Below are 22,257 nucleotides of genomic sequence, written 5' to 3' on the forward strand. Positions count from 1 at the left end.
ATCGCCGCCATCGTTAAGTGTATAGAATTGGTGACGTGCTCAAAAGTGTGCATTTAATGGGGGGAACGGAAGTGGAGGAAAAACTCATGCGCAAGCTGGGTTCAGGTTCACTGGACTTTGAAACGTACTTCTCTGATAAGGCCAAAGGGATGAAGGCTTCAGAAATCAGGGAGCTCCTCAAACTCGTCGAGAGCTCGGATGTTATCTCACTCGCCGGTGGCCTCCCCGCACCGGAGACCTTCCCGGTTGAGAAGATCAAGGAGATAGCCCAGGACGTTCTCACCCACCACGCCGACAAGGCGCTCCAGTACGGTACCACCAAGGGATTCACCCCGCTCCGCCTCACCCTCGCGGACTGGATGGAGAAGCGCTACGGCATTCCAACCAGCAAGGTTGAGATAATGATGGTCGCCGGCAGCCAGCAGGCTCTCGACCTCATCGGAAGGACTTTCATCAACCCCGGGGACCTGATCGTCGTCGAGGGGCCGACCTACCTCGCCGCCCTCAACGCGTTCAAGTACTACGACCCCGAGTTCATCAGCATCCCGATGGACGACAACGGAATGATGGTCGACCTCCTGGAGGAGAAGCTCAGGAAGCTCAACGCCGAGGGCAAGAAGATCAAATTCGTCTACACGGTCTCAACCTTCCAGAACCCGATGGGCGTCACGATGAGCCTGGACAGGAGGAAGAGGCTCATCGAGCTCGCGAGGGAATACGACTTCCTCATCGTTGAGGACAGCCCGTACAGTGAGCTTCGCTACTCCGGAGAGCCCATCCCGCCGATCAAGCACTTCGATGACGAAGGGCGCGTCATGTACCTCGGAACCTTCTCAAAGATACTCGCGCCAGGATTCAGGCTCGGATGGATAGCGGCACACCCCCACTTCATAAGGAAGATGGAGATAGCCAAGCAGGCCGTTGACCTCTGCGCCAACACGCTCGCGCAGCTCATCGCCTGGAAGTACGTTGAGGAGGGCTACCTCGACGAGCAGATACCGAAGATAATCGAGTTCTACAAGCCGCGCAGGGACGCGATGCTCGAGGCCCTCGAGGAGTACATGCCAGAGGGCGTCAGGTGGACCAAGCCCGAGGGAGGAATGTTCATCTGGGTCACCCTCCCGGAGGGCATCGACACCAAACTCATGATGGAGAAGGCCGTCTCCAAGGGCGTCGCCTACGTCCCCGGTGAGGCGTTCTTCGCCCACCGCGACGTCAAGAACACGATGCGCCTGAACTTCACCTACGTGCCCGAGGAGAAGATACGCGAGGGTGTCAAGAGGCTCGCCGAGGTTATAGAGGAAGAAATGAAGGCCCTTAAAGGCTGACCACTCTTCTTTTTCTTTCGCAAAGCTTTTTATCCCCCTCTTAGAACCCCAGTTAAGGTGATAGTCATGAAACCGCTGATCGGTATAATCGGTCAGATTGACCACTCGAGGAACAGACTGTTTCTGGACAAAACTCACATCGAGAAGGTCGCGGCGGCCGGCGGAATCCCCGCGGTTTTCAACACCGCCGCCTCACCGGACGAGGTTCTGGAGCACGTCGATGGGGTACTCCTCATAGAGGGGCCCGACGTTCACCCACATTTCTACGGGGAGGACCCTTCCGGTGCCATCAAGTACGTCGATGTTGACAGGGACGAGTTTGAGATAAGCCTCGTGAGAAAGGCCGTTGAGAGGGGGGTTCCAATACTCGGTATCTGCAGGGGCATGCAGGTCATAAACGTGGCCCTGGGCGGAACCCTCTACCAAGACCTCAACGAGATACCCAAGGCAATAAAGCACGACTGGGAGCTCAAACTCATAGGGCCGAGCCAGCGCGTCCACGGGGTCAGGATAAAGATGAGCTCAAAGCTCTACGGAATACTCAAGGACGAGCTGGACATAGAGGGCACCAACGAGGTCTATCTCCGGGTGAACAGCTTCCATCACCAGGCCATCAAAAGGGTGGGCGAGGGAATTCGACCGGTTGCGTACGCGGTCGATGGACTGATCGAAGCGATAGAGGGTGCAGAGGGCGCCGAGGGTTTTATCATGGGGGTTCAGTGGCAGCCCGAATACCTGCCCGAGATGGAGAGACTGTACGAGGCCTTTGTAAGGGCCGCGGCCGAGTACCGGGCGAAGAAGCTCGAGCTTGAGAGGGTCGAGATAGAGGCGGAGCTCAAGGAAAAGCTCGGGAAGGCGGAAGCCGAGGAAGCCCCATCCATCACGGGGGAACAAGATGAGAGCCATCACAGCTCGGAAACGACCGATAGCCCTCCCGACACGAACCGAACGTGATTCCTTTCCCCAGAACCTTCCTCTCCGCCTCCCTCAGGATTTCAAACCTCAGCTCGCGGGGCAGGTAGTAATAACCCCCTATCCTCTCACCCTTCTCGTAAAGGGGCCACAGCCTCTCCATCAGCTCCGGAAACTTGGCGAACATACGCCTCTTCGAATCCGGCCGGAGCTTGAGGGTTGAAACGGTTATATGGTCGACAAAATCCAGCGCGTCGAGCGTTTCATCGAAGTCCTCCCAGGTATAGAAGGGGATTATGGGGTCTATCCTTGCATAAACCGGAATCCCCGCTTTCTTGGCCTTCTTGAGGGCCCGTATCCTGGCCCTGGGCGAGGGCGCGTTGGGTTCCAAAAGCTTGGCCTTTCTCTCGTCCACTGTCGTGACGGTTACCCCGACGGCACACTTAAGCTCGCTAAGAACATCTAGGTCGCGCTCAAAAAGGCTTGACTTTGTGAGGATCAGACAGCGGACGTCGTAGCGCCTGAAGAGCTTGAGAACGCTCCTGGTTATGCCCAGTCCACGCTCGATCGTTGGATACGGGTCGGAGGAGTAGGAGAGCGCTATTATGTGGCGCCGGTCAAAACGCCTTAACTCACGCTCCAGTTTTGGAAGAAGCCCCTCCTTCGTTCTCACGCGGAAGGCGTTGGGGATGTAGCTCGTTATGTAGCAGTAAACGCACGCGTGGTCGCAGCCGGTGTACACATTGAGGGTGTACTTGAACGGACAGGTGCAGAGCTCAGCCTTCCAGGGGTCGAAGGGCCTGATGTACATCACCTCAAGTTTCAGAAACCCCTTTAAAGGCCTTGCCCGAGGTGAAAGGGGTGATGCTCATGACCGAACCCGTAAAAGGAAAGGTCGAGTGGTTCAAGGATTACCAGTTCATCGGCAGGATTGAAAGCGACAAATGCTCCGTCATACTTGGGGAGGGCGGCATAAGCCCCATGAAGCTCCTCCTTCTGAGTGTTGCCGGCTGCACCGCCTACGACGTCGTCATGATTCTCCAGAAGATGCGCGAACCGATTGAAGGTCTCGAAGTCGAGATTTCAGGCGAGAGGAGGGAGGAGCACCCGAAGATATACAGGAAAGTCCACCTACACTACAGGATATACGGGGACGTGAAGGAGGAGAAGGCGAAGAGGGCGATAGAGCTGAGCCAGGACAAGTACTGCTCGGCCTCGGCCCACGTGAAGCTAAGCGGCGCTGAAGTTACGTATTCATTCGAGGTAATCAGGGGTTAGGTTTTTAACCTCCTCTTCTTCCCGCCTTCGGGTGGTGACGTGATAGAGCTGGTCAAGCACTTCGTCATACTCTACGGCGGCCTGTTCGCAATAACGAACCCGGTCGGAGCGGTTCCAGTCTTCCTCGGGGTTACCCACGACCTCTCCTGGGGCCAGAGACGGGAAATAGCACAAAAAACCGCCACCACTGTTATCGTGACCCTCGTCGTCTTCGCCCTCATAGGGGAGTGGATATTCAAGTTCTTCGGCTCGAGCATCGATGCCTTCGCGATAGCCGGAGGAATTTTGCTCTTCAAGATGGCAATGGACATGCTCTCGGGCCGACTCTCAACGGTCAAGATAAGCAAGGAGGAAACCGAAGAGTTCAGTGAGGAAGTGGTTACACTGGAGGAGGTTGCCATAATCCCGCTCGCCATACCCCTTATCTCGGGCCCGGGTGCGATAACCACGGTCATGCTCTACATGGCCAAAAGCACCTCCGTTCCGGAAAAGGCGACGGTGATAGCGAGCATTCTCGCGATAGGCCTGACCGTCTGGCTGATCCTCTGTTCCTCCAACAGGATACAGAGGAAGCTCGGCAGGGTGGGAATAAAGGTCATGACCAGGATGATGGGTCTGATACTGACGTCCATGGCGGTGCAGATGATAATAAACGGCATCAAGGGGGCGTTTGGAATTTAACCCACTAAATCCCCTTCTTCATCATTTTTAACAACTCGAAAAAGTTAAACACCATGGGCGTTCCAGGCTTACCCCTTTCCCGCCCTGAAGGGCGAGGCTCTCAGAAGGTCAAGGGGACGAAGTTGCCCAGGATTATTATGATAACAGGGGACGAGGAAACCGTGGAAGTCTATGAGGCTGCATTCAGCAGTGCCCTCTGAGCAATCACCCTTTTAAACTTCCCCCACCAATTCTCTAAATGGTGTTGAAAATGCGTGGCGACCTGATCCGTGTTCTGAGCACAGCGGAGGAGAAGGCAAACGAGCTCAAGCTCGACGGATACGAGCCGGACGTGGTCCTTCTTGGAAAGGAGGCCTACGAGTTCATAAGGGCGCAGATAAACGAGGAGTTTGGCGACGAGGAGGAGGTTTTCGAGCTCTCCGGGCTCAAGATACGTGTGGTCGAAGAGCTCGATGGTGACGCCGTCGTCATTGACAGCAAGGCCATCGGTCTGGGCCTGGGAGGCGCAAAGCGCTTCAAGGTCGTCCTATAACCCCCCAGACCCTCCCATTTCTCAGTTCTATCCTTAATCCCCTGAGAACGAGCAGGCTGAGAGAGACGGCCATAACGTCCGCCAGGCTTCCAGGGTTTCTCAGGTCGCCCCTTTCGCGCATGAAGGCATCGAACTCCTCAAGGCTCAGCTCCCCTGCGAGAACCTTTCCAGCTTTTTCCCGAACGAGCTTCGCCTCCTCAAGGCCAGCCTTTCTAACTATCAGCGTGTCGATGTTTGTCGAAAGCAGCTCAATGAAGGCCCTCACGACGGCGTCCTCCAGGGGGAGCTCCTTTATCAGCTCGTAGAGCCTGCCAAAGGTGGAGTAACTCAGCTCGTATCCGTCGAGCCACTCGCAGAAGATGAGTTCCCTTTCACAGCTCATCTCGGCGAGTCTAGCCAAGTTTATCCCGTCCTGGAAAAGCTCCCTGAAGGAATCGTCACTGTAAACATCGTACTTTACCCCGCTCGGGATTCCCTTGGGGTTGGCTATCCTTATCGCCCGGTAGAGCTCCATCGTGTCCCTGACGGTTGATTCCTCTATCAGCAGTTTCGCTTTTTTCCTCGCATCGAGCATGTTGCGGCCCATTGCTAGCCCCATGATGAGGGGAAGCGATAGGGCGATGATGCCAAAGTTTGGGTTGGCGTCCTGGGCCTCGCGCGATGCCCCAACGGCACGCTTTATCAGCTCGCCCAGACCGGCTTCCTTTGGTTCCAGTATGCCCTTTCTCAGAAGTTCCGCCGTCTTCACGGCCTCGTAGTAAACCCCTGTAACGGCCGTGTCGGCGAAGAGGAAGTGGTAGAATGTCAAATCGCTGAAGTCCCGGTAGCGGTTCACGTTGCCCGGTTTTGGAACGGCCGCCTCAATGAGGGGGCCGAGGGTGAAGGCTCGGACTATTCTCCACCGCTCCATTCACACCACCAGGTACAGGAGCAGGTAGAGGAGGTAAAGAATTAACACGGCCCTCCTGAGGGCTCTTCTCGTCAGCATGTAGAGGCCAAAGGCTATGAGCGTAACGCCCCAGAAGGCGTCCCTTATATACGGCGCGTACGGCCTGAGCCAGTCCAGGAAAGAGGGGTGGAACTCCCTCATAAGGAGGAGAAGACCCAAAAACACGAATAGCCAGCCGAGGGTTCGCATCTCAATCACCCCTCGTGAGGAGGATTATTCCGACTATCAGGAACGCAACCGCCAGCAGCGTTCTGAAGTCCATAGCAGGGACGAGGAACGGCATGAAGGGGCCAGCTAGGAGTATTGCACCCAGTACTATCAGCAGGAGGGCGATTGCCTTCGAGTTTTCGTTTCCGGAAAAGACCTCCCCCAGCCTTTCCCCGGTCTCGTCTACCAGGTTTTCCAGCTTGTCCGAGAGTGGTTCCTCAGTTTCTTCGCCCTCCTCGGGTATTATGAGCGCCGCAAGGAAGTAGAGCAGCGTCATGGCAACCGGGTTGAACACCAGAAGGACCACGAAGATAAGCCTTACAAGGGTTGGGTCAACGTTAAGATGCCGGGCCATGCCCCCGAGCACGCCCAGAAAAATCCGCTCCGTTTTTGACCTCACGAGCTTCTCAGCCATGTCTCTCACCGGGTTAGAAAAGATTGGGGGGCTTTAAAAATCATTGCCCTACGGAGACGTCGCCCACAACGTTGGAAATCCTGATTATGATTGGCCTTCCCTCGCCGGAGTGGGCCTTCTCGACCTTTCCAAGAACGTCGTCCAGGGAGAGGCTGACGGTGTAGTTGGGGGGCACCCTTATCCCGATGTCGCCCACGACGTCGTTTATGGTGACATCCCCCTCGGCATGGATACTGACATCCCCGACCACATCGTCAACCCTGTATTCCGCTGGAGCGCTGCTCACAACGTCTCCAACGGTGTTCTCGATGACCACCCTCGTGGCATTTGCCCCTATAAAAACGTCCCCAACGGTGTTCTGAACCCAGACGTCGCTCAATCCATTCCCAACCTCTATGATAATCCTTCCGTTTTTGTAATCCTCGCAGAGGTTGTGAGTACTAATCCCAAACCCGCTTCTCTTCTTTTCAACGAGGCAGTAAACGGTCAGAAGGCCGTTCTGGTAGGTTGCATTTACAGGGAGGTTGCTTTTAACCACAACCCCGCTAACGTCGGAGGAAATCAGCTGAACCTTCCCGACCACGTTCTTAACAATTACAGCTCCGGCGTCAAAGCGGCCGAGCTCCCTTAGAGGGCCGGCGTCTTTTCTCGGAGTTATCCCCTCGATGTGGATGTCGCCGTGAAGGGCCAGGGCAGTTACAACTACACCAACGAGGAGCAGAACCATGACAGCGCCCACGACCGCACCCAAAAGCCCCGCCTTTCTGCGCATCATACTCACCGATGAAAATTTCATCATTCACCGTATAAACTTTACGCCCCCGAGGGGTTATGCCCAGGGACAGTAACGCCCGAAAGTACGAGGAGAGTTAGAGGAGAGAAAACAAGGAAAAACGAAGAAGCACTCACTTCAAAAGCCTAACGAACTCCCTCATCCAGGCGTAGAGGTCGCCGGGGTGCCTTGAGCTTACCCAGTTGCCGTCAACGACGACCTCCTTGTCTATCCACTCTGCCCCCGCGTTCCTTACGTCGTCCCTGATGGTTACGGTGCTCGTTCCTTTTCTGCCCCTCAGCACGCCGGCTGAGATGAGTATCTGCGGCCCGTGGCAGATGCTCGCCACCGGCTTTCCAGCTTCAAACATTCTCCTGGTTATCTCAACTGCCTTCTCGTTGAGCCTGACTATTTCCGGAGCTTTTCCACCAGGGAGGACGAGAGCGTCGAACTCGTCCGGGTCAACCTCTTCAAATGCCAGCTGAACCTCGACGGAGTAGCCGTGCTTGCCCGTTATCTTGCCCCTCTGGAAGCTCGCCACGTAGACCTCGTGGTTTTCTTCCTTGAGTCTGTGAAGGGGGTAAATAAGCTCCAGGTCTTCAAAACCATCGGCACTAAGAAACAGCACCTTCATCTCAAACACCTCCGTCCAAACGCTTAGAGGGAAATAGAAAAGGACATTTATAATCCTTTCTGGACAAAAATGGTCAGAGAGGAAGCTCCGTAGTTTCCTTGTGTATCTTGAGGACGACCATGGTATGGGTGGCCTCAACACCGTTTATTTCCCCGATGGTGTCGAGGAACTCGTTGAGCTCGTCGCTCCCGCCGGTTCTTATTTTGACCAGCATGTCGTAGTCGCCAGTGGTCTCGTATATCTCGACTATCTGGGGGTGCCGCTTGAGCTCGTTGGCAACGTGAGCGTACATGCCGGCCTTGGATTTTATGAGGATGAACGCCAGAATCTGGAAACCGAGAGAGTCTGGGTCAAGTATGACCGTGAACTTCTTTATTATGCCCCTGTCCTTCAGTTTCTTAATCCTCTCATAGACCGTCGACTCCGCCAGCCCGACCTCCTTGGAAATCTCTCTCAGGGGCGTTCTGCTGTTTTTCTGGAGGATGGCGAGGATTTTCCTGTCAGTATCGTCCAAACCCATTCGCATGAGCATCACCGCCGGTAAAAAATTTTCGAAAGGTTATATAAACTTGCCGATTCTGGAGAACCATACTTTTATAAAACGCTGCTCACCTTTTACCTCTAGAAGTTCTGGGAGGGTCAGCGATGCCAACGAACGTCACAGCGGAGTATCTGGCGGCGGAGGAGGAGTACAGAAACGCCAAGACCATTCCAGAGAAGATTCGCGCCCTCGAAAAGATGTACGCCACCGTCCCCAAGCACAAGGGGACTGAAAAGCTCAGACTCCAGATAAAGCGAAAGCTCGCCGAGCTGAGGAAGGAGCTTGAGAAGCAGCGCCAGATGAAGAAGGGCGGTGGTGGCCCATCGCTGAGCGTCAGGAAAGAGGGCGCGGCACAGATAGTCCTTGCTGGCCTCCCGAACGTTGGAAAGAGCTCCCTTATGAAGGCGCTCACAAACGTCGACGCCGACGTCGCGGACTACGCCTTCACCACCGTCGAGCCCATCCCTGGAATGATGCACCACAAAGACGTCCAGATACAGCTCGTTGAGGTTCCGGGCCTCGTTGAAGGAGCGGCCCTCGGAAAGGGCATGGGGCCGCAGCTTCTCAGCGTTATCCGAAACGCCGATGCGATAGCCATCGTGGTCGACCTCTCCCAGGATCCTGTAAAGCAGCTGGAAACCCTCCTCAAGGAGTTCGAGAGGGCGGGAATAAAGCTCAACAAGCGCCGCCCGAGGGTGGAGATAAAGAGGACAGCAATGGGCGGAATCGTCATCAACGGCCAGGAGAACATCAAGGGGGACATAAACGAAGTCATGAAGATGCTCAGGGAAGAGAGAATTCACTCAGCGGAGATAACGGTTAAGGAGCCCGTAACGCTGGAAGAATTTGCCGACGCACTCGACGAGAGCCTCGTCTGGAGGAGGGCAATAATCATAGCCAACAAGGGTGATGCCCCCGGGAGCAGGGAGAACTACGAGAAGCTCGTTGAGGCCTACGGGGACAGGTTCAAAATAATCCCCGTCTCTGCGAAGAGGAAGATACAGCTGGACAAGCTCAAGGACGAGCTCTATGAGCTGGCCGGGATTATTCGCGTCTTCACGAAGAGTCCTGGTGAGGAGCCGGCCTACCCGCCGGTGCCGCTGAAGAAGGGCTCGACCGTCATGGATTTAGCGGAAAGGATCCACAAGGACTTCGCCAAGAACTTCCGCTATGCTAGAGTCTGGGGCAAGAGCGTGAAGTTCCCTGGCCAGCGTGTTGGGGCCGACCACGTGCTTGAGGACGGGGACATAGTGGAGATTCACGCGAGGTAAGGGTTTCTTTTCTCCCTAGGTCTCAGAGAGAAGCATACAAATAACGCTAAGAATACCAAAACCCAAAGGATAAGACCGAACAACAGGGCCCCATGTAACACAGGGGGTCCGGACAGGGTTGTTCACCGATACTTCTTGCCTCAAATAAAGCCCAGATTCTGAAAGTGAACATTTCCAGGGAGGCAACATGCCCAGAATCCAGGACAACAGGAAAGCGAAACCCCTAAATATCTCGCCGCGAACATAACTCAGGTTAGGTTATGAAGAGCGTAACACCGGAGGCGTTTCGTGACTTCCTCGGCCCAAAGCCGGAGAGAACTGGTTCTGCTCGCGGCCATAGAACTCTACCGGGAGGGTAAGCTGAGCCTCGAAAAGGCCACCGAGTTCGCCGGCCTTAGCGTGAGGGAATTTCTCTATGAGCTGAGGAAACGGGACGTCCCGATAAACTACACATTGGAGGAGGCAAGGGAGGACATAAAGTTAATTCTGGATTCTTTTTAGCTACGCCCTGATTCTCAAGGCCGCCTCCTGATAAAAGCCGTATTTGAACCGGTAGATGCTCACCACCTTGCTCTTGGATTCCTTTTCAACTATCCCCATTTCCAGAAGGGTCTCAAGCGTGTTAACGACGCTGACTTCCGTCAATCCAGACAGCCTCGCAAGTGACGATGGCCTGGAAACTCCCTCACCCATGGCGTTTAAGAGCGCTATCACTTTCCTTTGATACTCCCTTTGTGGGCGCAATCTGACAAAACTCCTGAGTTCACTCATAGCCCTCTTAACGGCTTCTTCATGGGCGTTTTTAAGGGCCCTCCTGTGGGTCAGCCCATCAATCCTCCCTCTGCCGTAAGATGATAGGTAACCTGGAAAACCACCCAGTTTAATAGACGCCTCCCGAAGCTCGTCAATGGAAAAATCCACGTTTCCCGCCGCAAGGAGGCCTCTTTTTAAAAACTCAACCCCAGTTTGAACGTCCCAAGGCTCAACGTCCACCCTTACCGGAGCACGTCCATAGAGGTAATCGTCGTATTCGGGATTCAGAAGCTTCTTGAAGAGCCCCATGGCGGAGCCCGTGAAGATTATTATGGGCCTTTTCTCCGCCAGAACGTTATGAAGCCTCCACAGTGCTGCGAGGAGTTTGTTTCTTTCCCTCCGCATGTCCTGAATCTCATCCCATACGAGCAGGCTCCCCTCGGGAAGAGCCCTCATGACTTCATCAAAGAGGGCCGCGGGATTCCTAGGGGCTATGGGAATGTTTTTCTCCCTTTCGAGAACCGCTTCGAAGAACTTAATACCTAAAGAGACCCTCCTGAGCTTGAGTTTATTCTCGTGCACCAAATTCATTACGTCCAGCCCGAACCTCTCAACAAATTCGGTAAAGTTGTGAATGCCGGCAAAGTTTGAATAAACCGCGGGTTTACCCGTTGCGGAAGAATATTGGGTTGCGAACGCCCTTGCGAGGCTGGTCTTCCCAACGGCCCTTGGCCCTATGATCGCCACCCACCGTTTCTTTTCGAGGACGAGCCGACGCAACTGGGAAACTTCCCCCTCCCTGCCATACAGCTCCTCAATTTTAATTATCGGGGTTTCTGGAAAGGGCTTCATGCCGTCCACCACATTTTTTAAGATTAAAAAATCCAGTATTTAAGTGTTTTGGAAGCTTTGAAATGGCCCAAGAGGAGATTAGAAAGCCCATTACAAGGGGCTTTTAACGTGCCCAAAAAATTGGGTAATAATGAACATTAAGATCCATACAAAGTCCAAAGGAGCGAGCGAAACCCCCAAATATTCTCACGTCATACTAAACCGGGTGGTGTCCGTTGCGGGCCAACGTCAACCTCGACGCTCTTTTGGAGAAGATGAGAGCGGAGCTCGTCCGTCTTTCGCTTACCTGCACCATGCTCCTTTACACTTCCTTCCGTCCTTCCCGACGATTGTCTCAAGGCTGAACTCCTTTCCGTCGAGGCTGTCCATGATGAGCTTTTCGCCATCTTTCTCGTAGATCCAGAAAACCTTGTAGGCCCTCTCGTCCCTCACCACCTCTATCCTCGGAAGCCACCACGAGACAACCCTTGAGTTGCCCCAGGTTATCGCGCTTTCAAAGGCTTTCATCCTCGCCTCCTCGTAATCAACGAGCGGCTCCATGACGCTCCTCTCCTCCACGTCCCACTCGTAGAGGTCTATGAATCCGTCCCCCCTCTCCGCCCCGAGACGGTAGAGGTCCACGTAGGCAAAGTAATCGAGAACGCGGTCGCTTCTGCCCAGGCGCTTGTAGAAGAGCTTCAGGTGGAAGATGTGGTACGGGTACAGCACAAAGCTGGGATTCGAGACGTCCTCAGGTCTGAATATAGGCCTCATTATGCTGACCTTCATATTCCAGCACCGTTCAATATACATAAGGATATATTATTAACGATTGCGCATGTTTTGTCACAATTTTAGAACGCCACATCTAACATCCGGAATAATTAAACCAATAAATTTATATTCGTCAACACATACTAGTGAGCTGATGTCCTTTAATCGACATCGGTGTATTGAGGTGGGTTAGAATGGGATTGAGTGGTGAAGCCTGGGCAACACTGCTTGTGCCAACGTTTCTTGGAATTTTGACAATGCTGCTCTACGGCTACTGGGACAGAATAACAGGCAAGGAGTACTACGTGGACGACGAGATTCTGGCCTACGACGAGGACCTTATAAAACAGCTCAAGGAGGAGGGTAAGGCATGAACAGCGGAATTCTCCTCGGATTCCTGGTGTACCTCGCCCTCCTGGCCTACATAGGCTGGTGGGCCAACCGCTACACCAAAACGGAGGACCAGTACTTCGTTGGCGGAAGAAAGGTCCACGTTTTGGCCGCAACCCTCTCCGACAAGGCGAGCGATTTCAGCGGCTGGTTGATGCTCGGTTACCCTGGTGCAGCGTTCTCCAGGGGCCTCGGTGCCTTCTGGGCAGGAATAGGCTGCCTCTTTGGTACCCTCGCCGATTACGTCCTTATTGGACCCAGATTGAGGATATACGCCGGTAAATTCAGGGCAATAACCGTCCCCGACTACCTCGAGGCAAGGCTCAAGGACGACACCAAGCTGATAAGAATTCTGAGCGCACTGATAATCGTCATCTTCATGACCGCCTACGTTGCAGCCCAGTTTACAGCGGGAGGAAAGACCTTCGCAGAGGGCTTCGGCATAAGCGACAACACCGGAATCCTCATAACCGTCATCATCCTGACGGCCTACGTTATCACCGGTGGATTCTTCGCCGTCGTCTGGACCGACGTCGTTCAGGCCATGTTCATGCTGCTGACGCTCATTATAGTGCCGTTCCTTGCGCTCTCAAAGATAGGAGGCTTTGATAAGGCCACAGCGATAATAGCCAGCGCGGATCCCGCCAAGCTCCACCCATTCGGCGGCGCCACAGGAATAGCGGCCATAGTCTTCGCCATAGGCTACGCCTCATGGATAGTCGGCTACCTCGGTCAGCCCCACATCGTCACCCGTTACATGAGCGTTGAGGACCCGAGGAAGCTCAGAAGGCCTGGTATCTTCATCAGCGGGACCTGGACAATCTTAGTGCTCTGGGGCGCGTTCTTCGCCGGATTCCTGGGCTTCGCGATGTACCACGCCGGAATGCTCCAGGTCAGCGACCCCGAGAAGATCATCCCGGCCATGGCAGTTGAGCTCATGCCGAGCTGGCTTGCTGGATTCGTCATCGCGGGTATAATCTCAGCGGTCATGAGCACCGCCGATTCACAGCTACTCGTCGCGTCCTCGGCCATAGCCAGGGACTTCTACCACAAGGTCCTCGGAAGGGAACTCGGCAAGAAGCAGATGGTCAACATCTCAAGGCTCGTCGTCGCTGCGGTTGCCCTCGTCGGCCTCTGGTTCGCCATAAGCGGCCCGAAGGTCATCTACCAGATGGTTGCTACAGCATGGGGTGGTCTCGCAGTTGGCTTCGGCCCGATCCTTGTCCTGAGCCTCTGGTGGAAGAAGACGACCAAGGAGGGAGCGATAGTCGGAATGGCCTACGGTCTCATCAGCGAGGTCATCTTCGAGGCAAAGATATACGGCTGGGCTTTCAACCCGGACGCTCCGGGCTTCTTCGGAACGATAGGCGGCTGGTTCAACGGCATACCGGTGTTCTTCATCAACTTCTTCGTGACCCTGATAGTGATCGCGATAGTCAGCATGTTCACCAAGCCGCCGGAAGATGTCGTCAAGCTCCACGAGGAGATATTCAGGAAGGTTCCCGTTGAGACTGGAAGGAAGAGCATCACCGAGACCAGGGCCAAGAGCCAGGTCGAAAACGTTGTTGATTTCGTTCTCACCAAAGGGACCGCCTGAGTTTCCCTTTTTCATTTTCTACATGTACCCATCGTCCCAGTCCACCGGAGTATTTAACCAATGGTTTTACACCATTTTTGGCCAACCTAACGTTTATAAACATCAATGTATAAAGAAGGGCGCCAATTGTGAAATCCTAGAGGTGGGAGCATGAGACCGCTCGACCTGACCGAAAAGGAGCCTTCCAGGAAGGTCGCAATCTATTTTGAAGGAAAGCCCTACGATGCCTACGAGGGGGAAAAGATCACCGTCGCACTCCTCGCCAATGGGGTGTACTGGCTCACCAGCAGTACCGAGGGAAGGAAGAGAGGAGCGTTCACCTTCGGCCCCGTTCCGATGGTAATTGATGGGGTAAAGAACGTGAACGCCCGCAAAACGAAGGTAAGGGACGGTATGAGGCTGGAGAGACAGAACTACGGGGACTTCCAGGAGACCGTGGAGATAGACGAGGACAAGCCCGTTGAAAGGCTGGTCGTTGATGTGGCCGTCATCGGAGGCGGCCCGGCTGGAATCGGAACCGTTCTCGAGGTCCAGGAGCACCTTACGGTTGCGCTTATAGAGGAAAAGGGCTGGCTCGGGGGAGACATGTGGCTCAAGGGCCTTCCCCAGGAAGGGTTTGGGCAGAAAAATCCCCAGGAAGCCGTTAGGGAGCTCACAGGAAAGTTCAACGAGAACGTCAAAGTTTTCAAGGGCACCATAGCCCTTGGTGTATTCGACAAGGGCGAGTACTTCCTCGTGCCGATAGTTACCGGGGAAAACCGGCTCATCGAGGTAATGGCCAAGCGCGTTGTTCTGGCCGTTGGGGCCGTTGACAACATCCACCTTTTCGAGAACAACGACATGCCCGGTGTCTTCAGGCGCTCCGACCTCCTGGAGGTTCTCAACGTCTGGGGAGTTGCCCCGGGAAGGAAGGTCGCCGTCGTCGGGGGCAAGCCGGGGGAGATAACTGCGGAGCTCGACCGCTGGGGTATCGAATACATCGTCGTCCCGAATCCCAAGCGTGTTGAAGGGGACGAAAAGGTCGAGAGGCTCATCGACGCGAACGGCAACGTCTACGAGGTTGATGCCGTCATCATGGCCGAGGGAAGGAGACCGGACATCAACCCGCCGACCCAGGCCGGAGGAAAGTTGATCTTCAAACACGGCTACTACACCCCGGTTCTCGACTCACATCACAGAATACGCGATGGAATCTACGTGGCAGGAAGCGCCGTCAGCATAAAGCCCCACTACGCGAACTACCTTGAGGGCAGGCTCGTCGGGGCATACATCCTCCGGGAGTTCGGCTTCGACGCCGAGCCGTGCATCTACGCGGAGAAACTGGAGGAGTACGAACCGGAGGCGGTGCAGATTCAGAGCATAGACTTCGGAAGCCTCAACCTTGAGGACGTCCAGATATGTGGCTGCGACGTCTCCCTGAGGAAGGTGGACGACGTGGTCAGGGCCGGAATAACGGACCTGCAGATAATCAAGCGCTTAACGCATCTCGCGATGGGCTTCTGTCAGGGAAGATTCTGTCTCTTCAACGGGGCTCTGGTTGTTTCCCAGAGAACCGGAACTCCGATGGACAGGCTCGACATACCCGTCGCGAGACCACCGCTTAAGAACGTTAAGATGAAGGTCACCGCGGGGAGGGATTGAAATGCCGAGCAAAGAGCTTCCCGAGAGGAGTGAAATCGTCATCATTGGTGGAGGGATAATCGGAGTCACCATAGCTCACGAATTAGCCAAACGCGGAGAAGAGGTCACGGTAATAGAGAAGCGCTTCATAGGTTCCGGCTCCACCTTCCGCTGTGGAACGGGCATAAGACAGCAGTTCAACGATGAAGCGAACGTCAGGGTTATGAAGCGCTCCGTCGAGCTGTGGAAGAAATACAGCGAGGAATACGGCTTCTCCTTCGAGCAGACCGGTTACCTCTTCCTTCTCTACGACGACGATGAGGTCGAGGAGTTCAAGCGCAACATAGCGATACAGAACCGTTTCGGCGTCCCGACGAGGCTCATAACGCCCGAGGAGGCGAAGGAGATAGTTCCCCTCCTCGATATCAGCGAGGTCATAGCTGCCTCCTGGAACCCGACAGACGGGAAAGCCGATCCGTTCCACTCGACTGCGAAGTTCGCCCTCCACGCGGAGGAGTTCGGGGCAAAACTGGTGGAGTACACCGAGGTCAAGGATTTCATCATCGAGAACGGCGAGATAAAGGGACTGAAAACGAACAGGGGAACCATCAAGACCGGCACCGTCATCAACGCCACCAACGCATGGGCCAAGCTCATCAACGCGATGGCCGGGATAAAGACCCAGATACCCATAGAGCCCTACAAGCACCAGGCTGTCATCACTCAACCGATAAAGAAGGGCTCGATAAACCCGATGGTCATATCATTCAAGTACGGCCACGCATACCTCACCCAGACTGCCCACGGCGGTGTCGTTGGCGGCGTCGGCTACGAACTGGGGCCAACCTATGACCTCAACCCGACCTACGAGTTCCTCCGCGAAGTAAGTTATTACTTCACCAAAATCATCCCGGCACTGAGAGAGCTGCTCATACTGAGAACCTGGGCCGGCTACTACGCCAAAACCCCGGACAGCAACGCCGCCATAGGAAGGATAGAGGAGCTGAGCGACTACTACATAGCGGCCGGCTTCAGCGGGCACGGCTTCATGATGGCCCCGGCGGTTGCTGAAATGGTGGCAGACCTTGTGACGAAGGGAAGAACGGACCTCCCAGTCGAGTGGTATGACCCGTACCGCTTCGAAAGGGGAGAACTGAGAACGACGGCGATTCAGATGGGCTGAAGTTTTTCTTTTCTCTCTCGCTACTCTTAAATATTTTTGAGTCTAACCCATTTGGGTGGGTTCATGTACCGCGTTTATTCTCCAGGACGGGTCAATCTGATTGGAGAGCACACGGACTATACCCTCGGCTACGTGATGCCGATGGCAATAGACCTTTACACTGTCCTGCACGCCCAGAAGAACGAGAGGGTCAGGATTTACTCACAGGTTTTCCGGGAGGTCAAGGAGTTTGGCCTCGATGAAATCAGCAAAGAAAATGACTGGGTGGACTACATCAGGGGAATCTTCTGGGTTCTGAGGGAAGAAGGCTACACCATTGGCGGAATGAAGGGAATCCTCGGTGGAGACCTGCCAATAGGCTCCGGGCTGAGCTCTTCGGCGAGCCTTGAGCTGGCCGTCCTGGCCTTCCTCAACGAGACCTATGGGCTGAATCTCCTTCCCATAGAGATGGCCCTTCTCGCCCAGAAGGCGGAGAACGAGTTCGTTGGCGTCCCCTGCGGCATACTCGACCAGTTCACGATCGTCCACGGGAGAAGAGACCACCTCATATTCCTAGACACCGACACGCTAAGGCACGAATACATAAGGCTCCCAAAGGATATGGGGGTTCTCGTGTTCTACACTGGAGTTAAGAGGGAGCTGGCCGGCTCCGCCTACGCCGAGAGAAGGAAAGTCGCGGAGGAAACGCTGAGGCTCTTGGGAAGGAGAACCTCCAAGGAAGTTGAAGAGAAAGACCTAAGGGGTCTTCCCTCACTCTACCGGCGCTTCTTTGGGTACATAGTGAGGGAAAACAGGCGCGTCCTTGAGGCGAGGGACGCCCTGAAGAGCGGCGACATTGAAACTTTCGGAGAACTGATGACGGCCTCACACTGGGACTTGGCCAGGAACTACGAGGTCTCAAGCGAGGAGCTGGACTACTTCGTGAGGAAAGCGGTTGAATTCGGCGCCTATGGTGCCAAACTGACCGGTGCCGGCTTCGGCGGCTCCGCTGTGGCCATAGTCCCCGAGGAGCTCGCGGTGGACATCGCCATGAGGGTCACCGACGAGTACGTCAGGCACTTCAACTGGGAGCCCGATTACCACCTCGTCAGCCCGAGCGACGGGGTAAAGGTGAGGAGGGTCTGAATTGATCGCTCTCCTCCTCCACGGCAACCTGCAGTACGCTGAGATACCGAAGGGGGAGATAGGGAGGGTCATCGAGAAGGCCTACGTGCCGGTCCTCTCGGCTCTCCTCAAAAGGGAGATCCCCTTCGCCCTCAACATCACAGGTTTTACACTCGAAATCCTCCCCGGGGAAGTGCTGAGGCTCGTACGCGAGGGAATCGAGTCGGGGCTGGTAGAGGTAACCGGGACAGCATACAGCCACGCGATACTGCCTCTTTTGAGCCTCGACAGGGTTGAGGCCCAGATAAGGAGGGACAGGGAGGCAAAGGAGAACCTGCTCGAAGTCTCTCCAAGGCTCTTCTTCCCGCCGGAGCTGGCCTACGACCCGATCCTGCCGGCCGTACTCAGGGACAACGGTTATAGCGAAGTCTTCGTTGACGGCGAAGCCCTCGTACTCTCCAGCCACCTCAACAGGGCGATAAAGCCCGTGAAGCCCCTTTACCCCCACCTCATTAAAGCCCAGCGGGGTGAGGGCAACAGGTACCTCAACTACCTCTTCGGCCTGAGGGAGCTGAAGAAGTCGCTGAAACTCGTCTTCCAGGGCAAGGTGACCCTCGAAGCTGTCAGGGATATAGATGCGATACCGGTATGGGTGAACGTGAACACCGTTGTCATGCTCGGTGCCGGAAGGTTCCCGCTGATGAACCCGAGAAAGGCCGCGAAGTGGCTGAAGAACCTTGAGGATATAGTGCTCTACGGCACAGACATCGAGTTCATAGGCTACCGTGACCTGGCGGGCTATTCGATAACTGTGGAGTCTTTTCTCGAGGTCTTCGATGCCCTCGGCAGCGAGACACGGCTCCCCAGCGAGCTGCCGCACTCGGGCAGGAAGCTATACCTAAGAACCTCAAGCTGGGCGCCCGATAAAAGCCTTGACATATGGCGGCTCGACGAAGGCAACGCCAGGCTGAACACCCTCTCCCGGAACCTGTGGGGAGAGAAGGCCTTTCTGGCGGAGAACAGCGATGCGAGGGGCTGGGAGCCCCTGCCCGAGAGGAGGCTTGACGCGTTTAGGGCAATCTATGAAGCCTGGAGGGGTGTAGATGGGAAACCTAAGGAATAAGCTCTCCATACTCCTTCTCGTCCTGATGGCGGCCTTCCTGATGGCCGACCAGAACCTTTTACCACCAAACTACCAGCAGATAATGGCCGAGTTCGGGATAAGCGAGACCCAGATGGGACTCGTCTCAACGATATTCGTTGCAACGAGCGCGCTGATAACAATAGTCTGGGGTTTTCTCTCCGACATCAAGGGGAGGAAGAAGCTCCTCGTTGTGGGCGTTCTCCTCGGCGAGATACCCTGCTTCCTGACGGCCTTCGTCAGCAGCTACTACGAGCTCCTCCTCATGAGGCTCTTCACCGGCATTGGAGTCGGTTCGATAATCCCGATAGGCTACTCCCTCATAGCGGACATGTTCCCGAGCGAGGAGCGCGGAAAGGGCTACGCCTTCATACAGACCGCCTTCGGCTTCGGAACCCTCTTTGGCATGATAATGGCGGGCCTGATAGGGGGCTGGAGGCTCCCCTTCATCCTCGCCTCGGTTCCGAACTTCATTCTCGCGCCCCTCTTCTACGTTATAGCCGAGGAACCCAAGAGGGGTGCCGGAGAGGAGGAGGTCAGGAAGCTCATCGAACGCGGTGTGGAGTACACCTACCGGCTGAGCTGGGAGGCGGTTAGAAAGTCCTTTAGAACCAAAACGAACCTCCTCATCTTCCTCCAGGGCCTGGCCGGAACCGTCCCCTGGGGCGTCCTGATGTACTGGCTCGTCTCGTTCCTCATAGTGACGAGGGGAATGGAGAAAGAGACGGCGACCTTCGTTCTGCTGATTCTGGGGATAGCGACGGTCATAGGAACCCTTGTCGGAGGCTACGTGGGAGACTACTTCGAGAGGAGAAGCCCCGGTGGCAGGGCGCTGATAACCGGGGCAGCTATCTTCATTGGAATGCTCGCCGCGATCGGGGTCATAGTCTATCCCCTTCCATCGGAGCTTTCACCACTACAGTGGGCCCTTCTGGCGCTCTATTCGATAGGACTCCTACAACTCGTCAGCTTTGCGGGGCCGAACGTTACGGCGATAATCTCCCAGGTGAACCTCCCCGAGGACAGGGGGACGGTCTTCGGGGTGTTCAACATCATAGATAACGTCGGAAAGGCCCTCGGCCCGCTCTTCGGCGGGTTCCTGATCGAGGCGCTCAGAAAAGCGGGCTACACCAACGCCCAGGCCTACGAGTACACACTCATAATAGGCTCGCTCTTCTGGACGCTCTGCGCCCTTGTATGGCTCTGGATAAGGCATCAGTATCCAAAGGACAGGGAGGAGGTCAGGGGGATACTCAGGAGCCGCGCTCAGGAATTGCTGGGAGGTGAGATAGCTTGAAGCCTTTTCTCCTTGCCAGGGCCAAGCTAAGGGGAGTCTCTCCCGACGAGTTCAAGGAGCTTTTGAGGGAAACCCTGGGCTTCGACGTGGAGAGGCCCTTCGAGGGCGTTGAGAGGATCCTCTGCGTCCAGCCGCATCCTGACGACTGCGAGCTCGCCATCGGGGGAGCACTGGCCAAGCTCTCGCGGGGGAGAAGGGAGATAACCTACCTTACCCTCACGGACGGATCGGCCGGGAGCAGAGAGATTCCGCCAGAGAAGTTGAAGGAAGTCCGGAGGGAGGAGCAGGAGAGGGCGGCGGAGATAATAGGCGTCAAAAAGCTCATCTGGCTCGATTACCCCGATACAAAGCTCCCCCACAGCGAGGACCTCAGGGATGAAATACTGCGAATAATCCGTTCGGAAAAGCCCGACCTCGTACTCACTCCAGATCCATGGCTCCCCTACGATGTCCATCCAGACCACAGGAACGCGGGGTTCTCAACGGGGGAGGCGGCCTTCTTCTCCGCCCTTCCAAGCGTCGGGGAGGGGGAGCCTTGGGAGGTGAGGCTCCTCGGCTTCTACTACACGGACAATCCAAACTACATTGAGGACATAGGAGATTTCCTCAAGCTCAAGCTGAAGGCCTTGAAAGCCCACAAGAGCCAGTTCGGGAGCGAGTGGAGTTCGTGGGAGGTCTTCGTGAAAAGCGTTGCCAGGTTCTACGGGGAGACGGCGGGCTTCAAATACGGCGAGGGGATGAAGATTCTCCCCACGGTTCTCTTCCACGCAAACCCGCTTGCGGGGGTGCTGTGAATGAGAGTAGCCTTCATCGGAGCCGGAAGCATATTCACCCCTCTGGGCCTCTACACGATAGCCACGAGCGAGGTTTTGAGGAACGCGGACGTTTATCTCGTCGAGATAGACGGCGAGCGGAGGAAGTTCATAACGGCCTTAGCGGAGAAGATAAAGAGGACCTTCAAGGCAGGCTTCACCGTCACTCCCCTTGAGAGCATCGAGGGGCTCGAAAACTACGGCCTCGATTACGCGGTCATCTCCGTCGAGAAGGAGCGGTACGAACGCTGGAGGCTGGACTTCGAGATTCCCCATAGGTACGGCATCAGGCAGGTTCTCGGGGAGAACGGTGGTTTAGGTGGACTCTCCCACACCCTGCGCGTCGTCCCGCTGGTTCTGGAGATAGCGAAAAGGATAGAGGACGTTAACAGAGACGCACGGGTCTTCATTTACTCCAACCCGGAGCCGAGGGTGACCTACGCGGTTCTGAACTACACCGGGCTGAAGAACGTCTACGGCCTCTGCACGGGCTACCTTGAGAGGAAGGAAATGCTGGCCCCCCTGCTGAAGGCCGACGAGAGGGAGATAAGCCTCATCGCCGGCGGCCTGAACCACTTCACCTGGATAAGGGAGCTCCGCATTAACGGCGAGGATGCATATCCACAGCTTGACGAGGCCTTAAAGGAAAGGCCGGACTTCGAGCCTTTGAGCCAGCTGCTCTACATGGCGTACGGCCTATTCCCCTCGCCGGACGACAACCACATAGGCGAGTACCTTAGCTTCGCCTGGCCGTTAATTCCGGAGGAGAAGAAGGGACTGAAATGGATAGAGCGGACGAGAAAGGAGGGGGAGGAGGTAAGGAGACTTTTGAGGCTGTTCCTCCGCGGTCTCGTCCCCAAGTTCGCCTTCAACCGATTCGTCAAGTTCCCGGACGTTGCCATGAACGTCGTTGAGGGGCTTGAGGGCAGGGAAAAGCTCCAGGAGGCCATAAACGTCCCCAACAGGGACTACATCGACCTGCCGGAAGGCACGATAGTAGAGGTTCCGGCCGAGGTCTCGCCGAAGGGAGTGAAGCCGCTCCGCGTCGAGCTCCCGCAGGAGGCTTTAGCCCTCCTCAGGGTTCAGGCAGAGATACAGCGGTTATCGGCGGAGGCAGCGGTAGAAGGAAACGTTGAGAAGGTAATAAAAGCCGTGCTCCTCGACCCGGTCGTCCACAACGCCGAGGCTGGGCTGAGGGCCATGGCCGAGCTGATGAGGGCTCACCTCGACATGAT

General features: G+C 55.6%; 25 protein-coding genes and 1 pseudogene. 17 read left to right on the forward strand and 9 right to left on the reverse strand.

Annotation, left to right across the window (positions count from 1 at the left end):
• The first annotated feature begins 71 nt into the window (after positions 1-71).
• Both TIRI35C_RS08925 and TIRI35C_RS08930 read left to right on the forward strand, forming a co-directional pair.
• Positions 72-1,328, forward strand: coding sequence for an aminotransferase-like domain-containing protein (locus TIRI35C_RS08925; protein WP_188202571.1), 1,257 nt, complete (start codon positions 72-74; stop codon positions 1,326-1,328).
• A 66-nt stretch (positions 1,329-1,394) separates the two neighbouring features.
• Complete coding sequence (locus tag TIRI35C_RS08930) at positions 1,395-2,282, forward strand: gamma-glutamyl-gamma-aminobutyrate hydrolase family protein (protein WP_188203173.1); 888 nt, start codon at positions 1,395-1,397, stop codon at positions 2,280-2,282.
• Here TIRI35C_RS08930 and TIRI35C_RS08935 read toward each other — a convergent pair.
• Complete coding sequence (locus TIRI35C_RS08935; RefSeq protein WP_188202572.1) at positions 2,209-3,051, reverse strand: SPL family radical SAM protein; 843 nt, start codon at positions 3,049-3,051, stop codon at positions 2,209-2,211. The genes TIRI35C_RS08930 and TIRI35C_RS08935 overlap by 74 nt on opposite strands.
• A gap of 59 nt (positions 3,052-3,110) precedes the next feature.
• Here TIRI35C_RS08935 and TIRI35C_RS08940 point away from each other — a divergent pair, with 59 nt between their 5' ends.
• From TIRI35C_RS08940 to TIRI35C_RS08955, 4 genes are read left to right on the forward strand one after another with little or no spacing between them, the layout of a single operon-like run.
• Entirely contained in the window at positions 3,111-3,518 is a 408-nt protein-coding gene (locus TIRI35C_RS08940) for an OsmC family protein (RefSeq protein WP_188203174.1), read from the forward strand.
• A gap of 39 nt (positions 3,519-3,557) precedes the next feature.
• Positions 3,558-4,199, forward strand: a complete 642-nt coding sequence (gene snatA / locus TIRI35C_RS08945; RefSeq protein ID WP_188202573.1) for a neutral amino acid NAAT transporter SnatA — start codon at positions 3,558-3,560, stop codon at positions 4,197-4,199.
• 53 nt (positions 4,200-4,252) lie between these two features.
• On the forward strand, positions 4,253-4,399 hold the full coding sequence (locus tag TIRI35C_RS08950) for a hypothetical protein (RefSeq protein WP_188202574.1): 147 nt from the start codon (positions 4,253-4,255) through the stop codon (positions 4,397-4,399).
• 50 nt (positions 4,400-4,449) lie between these two features.
• Positions 4,450-4,731 carry a family 4A encapsulin nanocompartment shell protein gene (locus TIRI35C_RS08955; RefSeq protein WP_188203175.1) on the forward strand — a complete coding sequence of 94 codons (282 nt, stop codon included), beginning with the start codon at positions 4,450-4,452 and terminating at the stop codon, positions 4,729-4,731.
• On the opposite strand, the gene TIRI35C_RS08960 is transcribed toward TIRI35C_RS08955, so the two are convergent.
• From TIRI35C_RS08960 to TIRI35C_RS08985, 6 genes are all read right to left on the reverse strand, one after another.
• A complete protein-coding gene (locus TIRI35C_RS08960) occupies positions 4,715-5,641 on the reverse strand; it encodes a triphosphoribosyl-dephospho-CoA synthase (protein WP_188202575.1) in 927 nt (308 codons plus the stop codon). The genes TIRI35C_RS08955 and TIRI35C_RS08960 overlap by 17 nt on opposite strands.
• The gene (locus TIRI35C_RS08965) at positions 5,642-5,869 is read right to left on the reverse strand and encodes a hypothetical protein (protein WP_188202576.1); all 228 of its coding nucleotides are present in this window, start codon (positions 5,867-5,869) and stop codon (positions 5,642-5,644) included. It lies immediately after the preceding gene.
• 1 nt (position 5,870) lies between these two features.
• The gene (locus TIRI35C_RS08970) at positions 5,871-6,302 is read right to left on the reverse strand and encodes a PspC domain-containing protein (protein WP_188203176.1); all 432 of its coding nucleotides are present in this window, start codon (positions 6,300-6,302) and stop codon (positions 5,871-5,873) included.
• 40 nt (positions 6,303-6,342) lie between these two features.
• Positions 6,343-7,083 carry a hypothetical protein gene (locus tag TIRI35C_RS08975; RefSeq protein WP_188202577.1) on the reverse strand — a complete coding sequence of 247 codons (741 nt, stop codon included), beginning with the start codon at positions 7,081-7,083 and terminating at the stop codon, positions 6,343-6,345.
• Between the two features lie 124 nt (positions 7,084-7,207).
• Complete coding sequence (gene pfpI, locus TIRI35C_RS08980; RefSeq protein WP_188202578.1) at positions 7,208-7,708, reverse strand: deglycase PfpI; 501 nt, start codon at positions 7,706-7,708, stop codon at positions 7,208-7,210.
• 73 nt (positions 7,709-7,781) lie between these two features.
• On the reverse strand, positions 7,782-8,234 hold the full coding sequence (locus tag TIRI35C_RS08985) for an Lrp/AsnC family transcriptional regulator (RefSeq protein WP_188203177.1): 453 nt from the start codon (positions 8,232-8,234) through the stop codon (positions 7,782-7,784).
• 119 nt (positions 8,235-8,353) lie between these two features.
• Here TIRI35C_RS08985 and TIRI35C_RS08990 point away from each other — a divergent pair, with 119 nt between their 5' ends.
• Together TIRI35C_RS08990 and TIRI35C_RS08995 are read left to right on the forward strand one after the other, a co-directional pair.
• Positions 8,354-9,520 carry an OBG GTPase family GTP-binding protein gene (locus tag TIRI35C_RS08990; protein ID WP_188202579.1) on the forward strand — a complete coding sequence of 389 codons (1,167 nt, stop codon included), beginning with the start codon at positions 8,354-8,356 and terminating at the stop codon, positions 9,518-9,520.
• A 288-nt stretch (positions 9,521-9,808) separates the two neighbouring features.
• Positions 9,809-10,021, forward strand: a complete 213-nt coding sequence (locus TIRI35C_RS08995) for a UPF0175 family protein (RefSeq protein ID WP_246454741.1) — start codon at positions 9,809-9,811, stop codon at positions 10,019-10,021.
• On the opposite strand, the gene TIRI35C_RS09000 is transcribed toward TIRI35C_RS08995, so the two are convergent.
• Positions 10,022-11,125: an AAA family ATPase gene (locus TIRI35C_RS09000; protein ID WP_246454793.1), complete on the reverse strand. Its 1,104-nt coding sequence runs from the start codon at positions 11,123-11,125 to the stop codon at positions 10,022-10,024.
• A 282-nt stretch (positions 11,126-11,407) separates the two neighbouring features.
• Positions 11,408-11,893: a hypothetical protein gene (locus TIRI35C_RS09005; protein WP_188202581.1), complete on the reverse strand. Its 486-nt coding sequence runs from the start codon at positions 11,891-11,893 to the stop codon at positions 11,408-11,410.
• A gap of 179 nt (positions 11,894-12,072) precedes the next feature.
• Between TIRI35C_RS09005 and TIRI35C_RS09010 the strand changes: the two genes are divergently transcribed.
• The 9 genes and pseudogenes from TIRI35C_RS09010 to TIRI35C_RS09050 form a co-directional block, all read left to right on the forward strand.
• Positions 12,073-12,252: a hypothetical protein gene (locus TIRI35C_RS09010; protein WP_188202582.1), complete on the forward strand. Its 180-nt coding sequence runs from the start codon at positions 12,073-12,075 to the stop codon at positions 12,250-12,252.
• Positions 12,249-13,865, forward strand: a complete 1,617-nt coding sequence (locus TIRI35C_RS09015; RefSeq protein WP_188202583.1) for a sodium/proline symporter — start codon at positions 12,249-12,251, stop codon at positions 13,863-13,865. The genes TIRI35C_RS09010 and TIRI35C_RS09015 overlap by 4 nt, the downstream gene beginning before the upstream one ends.
• A gap of 150 nt (positions 13,866-14,015) precedes the next feature.
• Entirely contained in the window at positions 14,016-15,506 is a 1,491-nt protein-coding gene (locus tag TIRI35C_RS09020) for an FAD-dependent oxidoreductase (RefSeq protein WP_188202584.1), read from the forward strand.
• A 1-nt stretch (position 15,507) separates the two neighbouring features.
• On the forward strand, positions 15,508-16,668 hold the full coding sequence (locus TIRI35C_RS09025) for an NAD(P)/FAD-dependent oxidoreductase (protein WP_188202585.1): 1,161 nt from the start codon (positions 15,508-15,510) through the stop codon (positions 16,666-16,668).
• Positions 16,669-16,731: 63 nt separating this feature from the next.
• Complete coding sequence (locus TIRI35C_RS09030; RefSeq protein WP_188202586.1) at positions 16,732-17,793, forward strand: galactokinase; 1,062 nt, start codon at positions 16,732-16,734, stop codon at positions 17,791-17,793.
• Position 17,794: 1 nt separating this feature from the next.
• Positions 17,795-18,895 carry a polysaccharide deacetylase family protein gene (locus TIRI35C_RS09035; protein ID WP_188202587.1) on the forward strand — a complete coding sequence of 367 codons (1,101 nt, stop codon included), beginning with the start codon at positions 17,795-17,797 and terminating at the stop codon, positions 18,893-18,895.
• Positions 18,876-20,210, forward strand: coding sequence for an MFS transporter (locus tag TIRI35C_RS09040; RefSeq protein WP_188202588.1), 1,335 nt, complete (start codon positions 18,876-18,878; stop codon positions 20,208-20,210). The genes TIRI35C_RS09035 and TIRI35C_RS09040 overlap by 20 nt, the downstream gene beginning before the upstream one ends.
• Complete coding sequence (locus tag TIRI35C_RS09045; RefSeq protein ID WP_188202589.1) at positions 20,207-21,004, forward strand: PIG-L deacetylase family protein; 798 nt, start codon at positions 20,207-20,209, stop codon at positions 21,002-21,004. Before TIRI35C_RS09040 ends, TIRI35C_RS09045 begins: the two co-directional genes overlap by 4 nt.
• Positions 21,005-22,135 (forward strand): annotated as a pseudogene (locus TIRI35C_RS09050) (family 4 glycosyl hydrolase); the annotation flags it as partial. It lies immediately after the preceding gene.
• Positions 22,136-22,257 lie beyond the last annotated feature (122 nt).

The organism is Thermococcus camini (assembly GCF_904067545.1).
Classification (GTDB): domain Archaea; phylum Methanobacteriota_B; class Thermococci; order Thermococcales; family Thermococcaceae; genus Thermococcus; species Thermococcus camini.

Bases quoted from the DNA above. Each gene is read 5' to 3' on its own strand.
- TIRI35C_RS09005 (WP_188202581.1), bottom strand. From the start codon at position 11,893: ATGAAGGTCAGCATAATGAGGCCTATATTCAGACCTGAGGACGTCTCG.
- TIRI35C_RS09040 (WP_188202588.1), top strand. From the start codon at position 18,876: ATGGGAAACCTAAGGAATAAGCTCTCCATACTCCTTCTCGTCCTGATG.
- TIRI35C_RS09015 (WP_188202583.1), top strand. From the start codon at position 12,249: ATGAACAGCGGAATTCTCCTCGGATTCCTGGTGTACCTCGCCCTCCTG.
- TIRI35C_RS08985 (WP_188203177.1), bottom strand. From the start codon at position 8,234: ATGCGAATGGGTTTGGACGATACTGACAGGAAAATCCTCGCCATCCTC.
- TIRI35C_RS08935 (WP_188202572.1), bottom strand. From the start codon at position 3,051: ATGTACATCAGGCCCTTCGACCCCTGGAAGGCTGAGCTCTGCACCTGT.
- TIRI35C_RS08930 (WP_188203173.1), top strand. From the start codon at position 1,395: ATGAAACCGCTGATCGGTATAATCGGTCAGATTGACCACTCGAGGAAC.
- TIRI35C_RS08970 (WP_188203176.1), bottom strand. From the start codon at position 6,302: ATGGCTGAGAAGCTCGTGAGGTCAAAAACGGAGCGGATTTTTCTGGGC.
- TIRI35C_RS08990 (WP_188202579.1), top strand. From the start codon at position 8,354: ATGCCAACGAACGTCACAGCGGAGTATCTGGCGGCGGAGGAGGAGTAC.
- TIRI35C_RS08955 (WP_188203175.1), top strand. From the start codon at position 4,450: ATGCGTGGCGACCTGATCCGTGTTCTGAGCACAGCGGAGGAGAAGGCA.
- TIRI35C_RS09000 (WP_246454793.1), bottom strand. From the start codon at position 11,125: ATGAAGCCCTTTCCAGAAACCCCGATAATTAAAATTGAGGAGCTGTAT.
- TIRI35C_RS09020 (WP_188202584.1), top strand. From the start codon at position 14,016: ATGAGACCGCTCGACCTGACCGAAAAGGAGCCTTCCAGGAAGGTCGCA.
- TIRI35C_RS09030 (WP_188202586.1), top strand. From the start codon at position 16,732: ATGTACCGCGTTTATTCTCCAGGACGGGTCAATCTGATTGGAGAGCAC.
- TIRI35C_RS08965 (WP_188202576.1), bottom strand. From the start codon at position 5,869: ATGCGAACCCTCGGCTGGCTATTCGTGTTTTTGGGTCTTCTCCTCCTT.
- pfpI (WP_188202578.1), bottom strand. From the start codon at position 7,708: ATGAAGGTGCTGTTTCTTAGTGCCGATGGTTTTGAAGACCTGGAGCTT.
- TIRI35C_RS09010 (WP_188202582.1), top strand. From the start codon at position 12,073: ATGGGATTGAGTGGTGAAGCCTGGGCAACACTGCTTGTGCCAACGTTT.
- TIRI35C_RS09025 (WP_188202585.1), top strand. From the start codon at position 15,508: ATGCCGAGCAAAGAGCTTCCCGAGAGGAGTGAAATCGTCATCATTGGT.
- TIRI35C_RS08950 (WP_188202574.1), top strand. From the start codon at position 4,253: ATGGGCGTTCCAGGCTTACCCCTTTCCCGCCCTGAAGGGCGAGGCTCT.
- TIRI35C_RS08940 (WP_188203174.1), top strand. From the start codon at position 3,111: ATGACCGAACCCGTAAAAGGAAAGGTCGAGTGGTTCAAGGATTACCAG.
- TIRI35C_RS08960 (WP_188202575.1), bottom strand. From the start codon at position 5,641: ATGGAGCGGTGGAGAATAGTCCGAGCCTTCACCCTCGGCCCCCTCATT.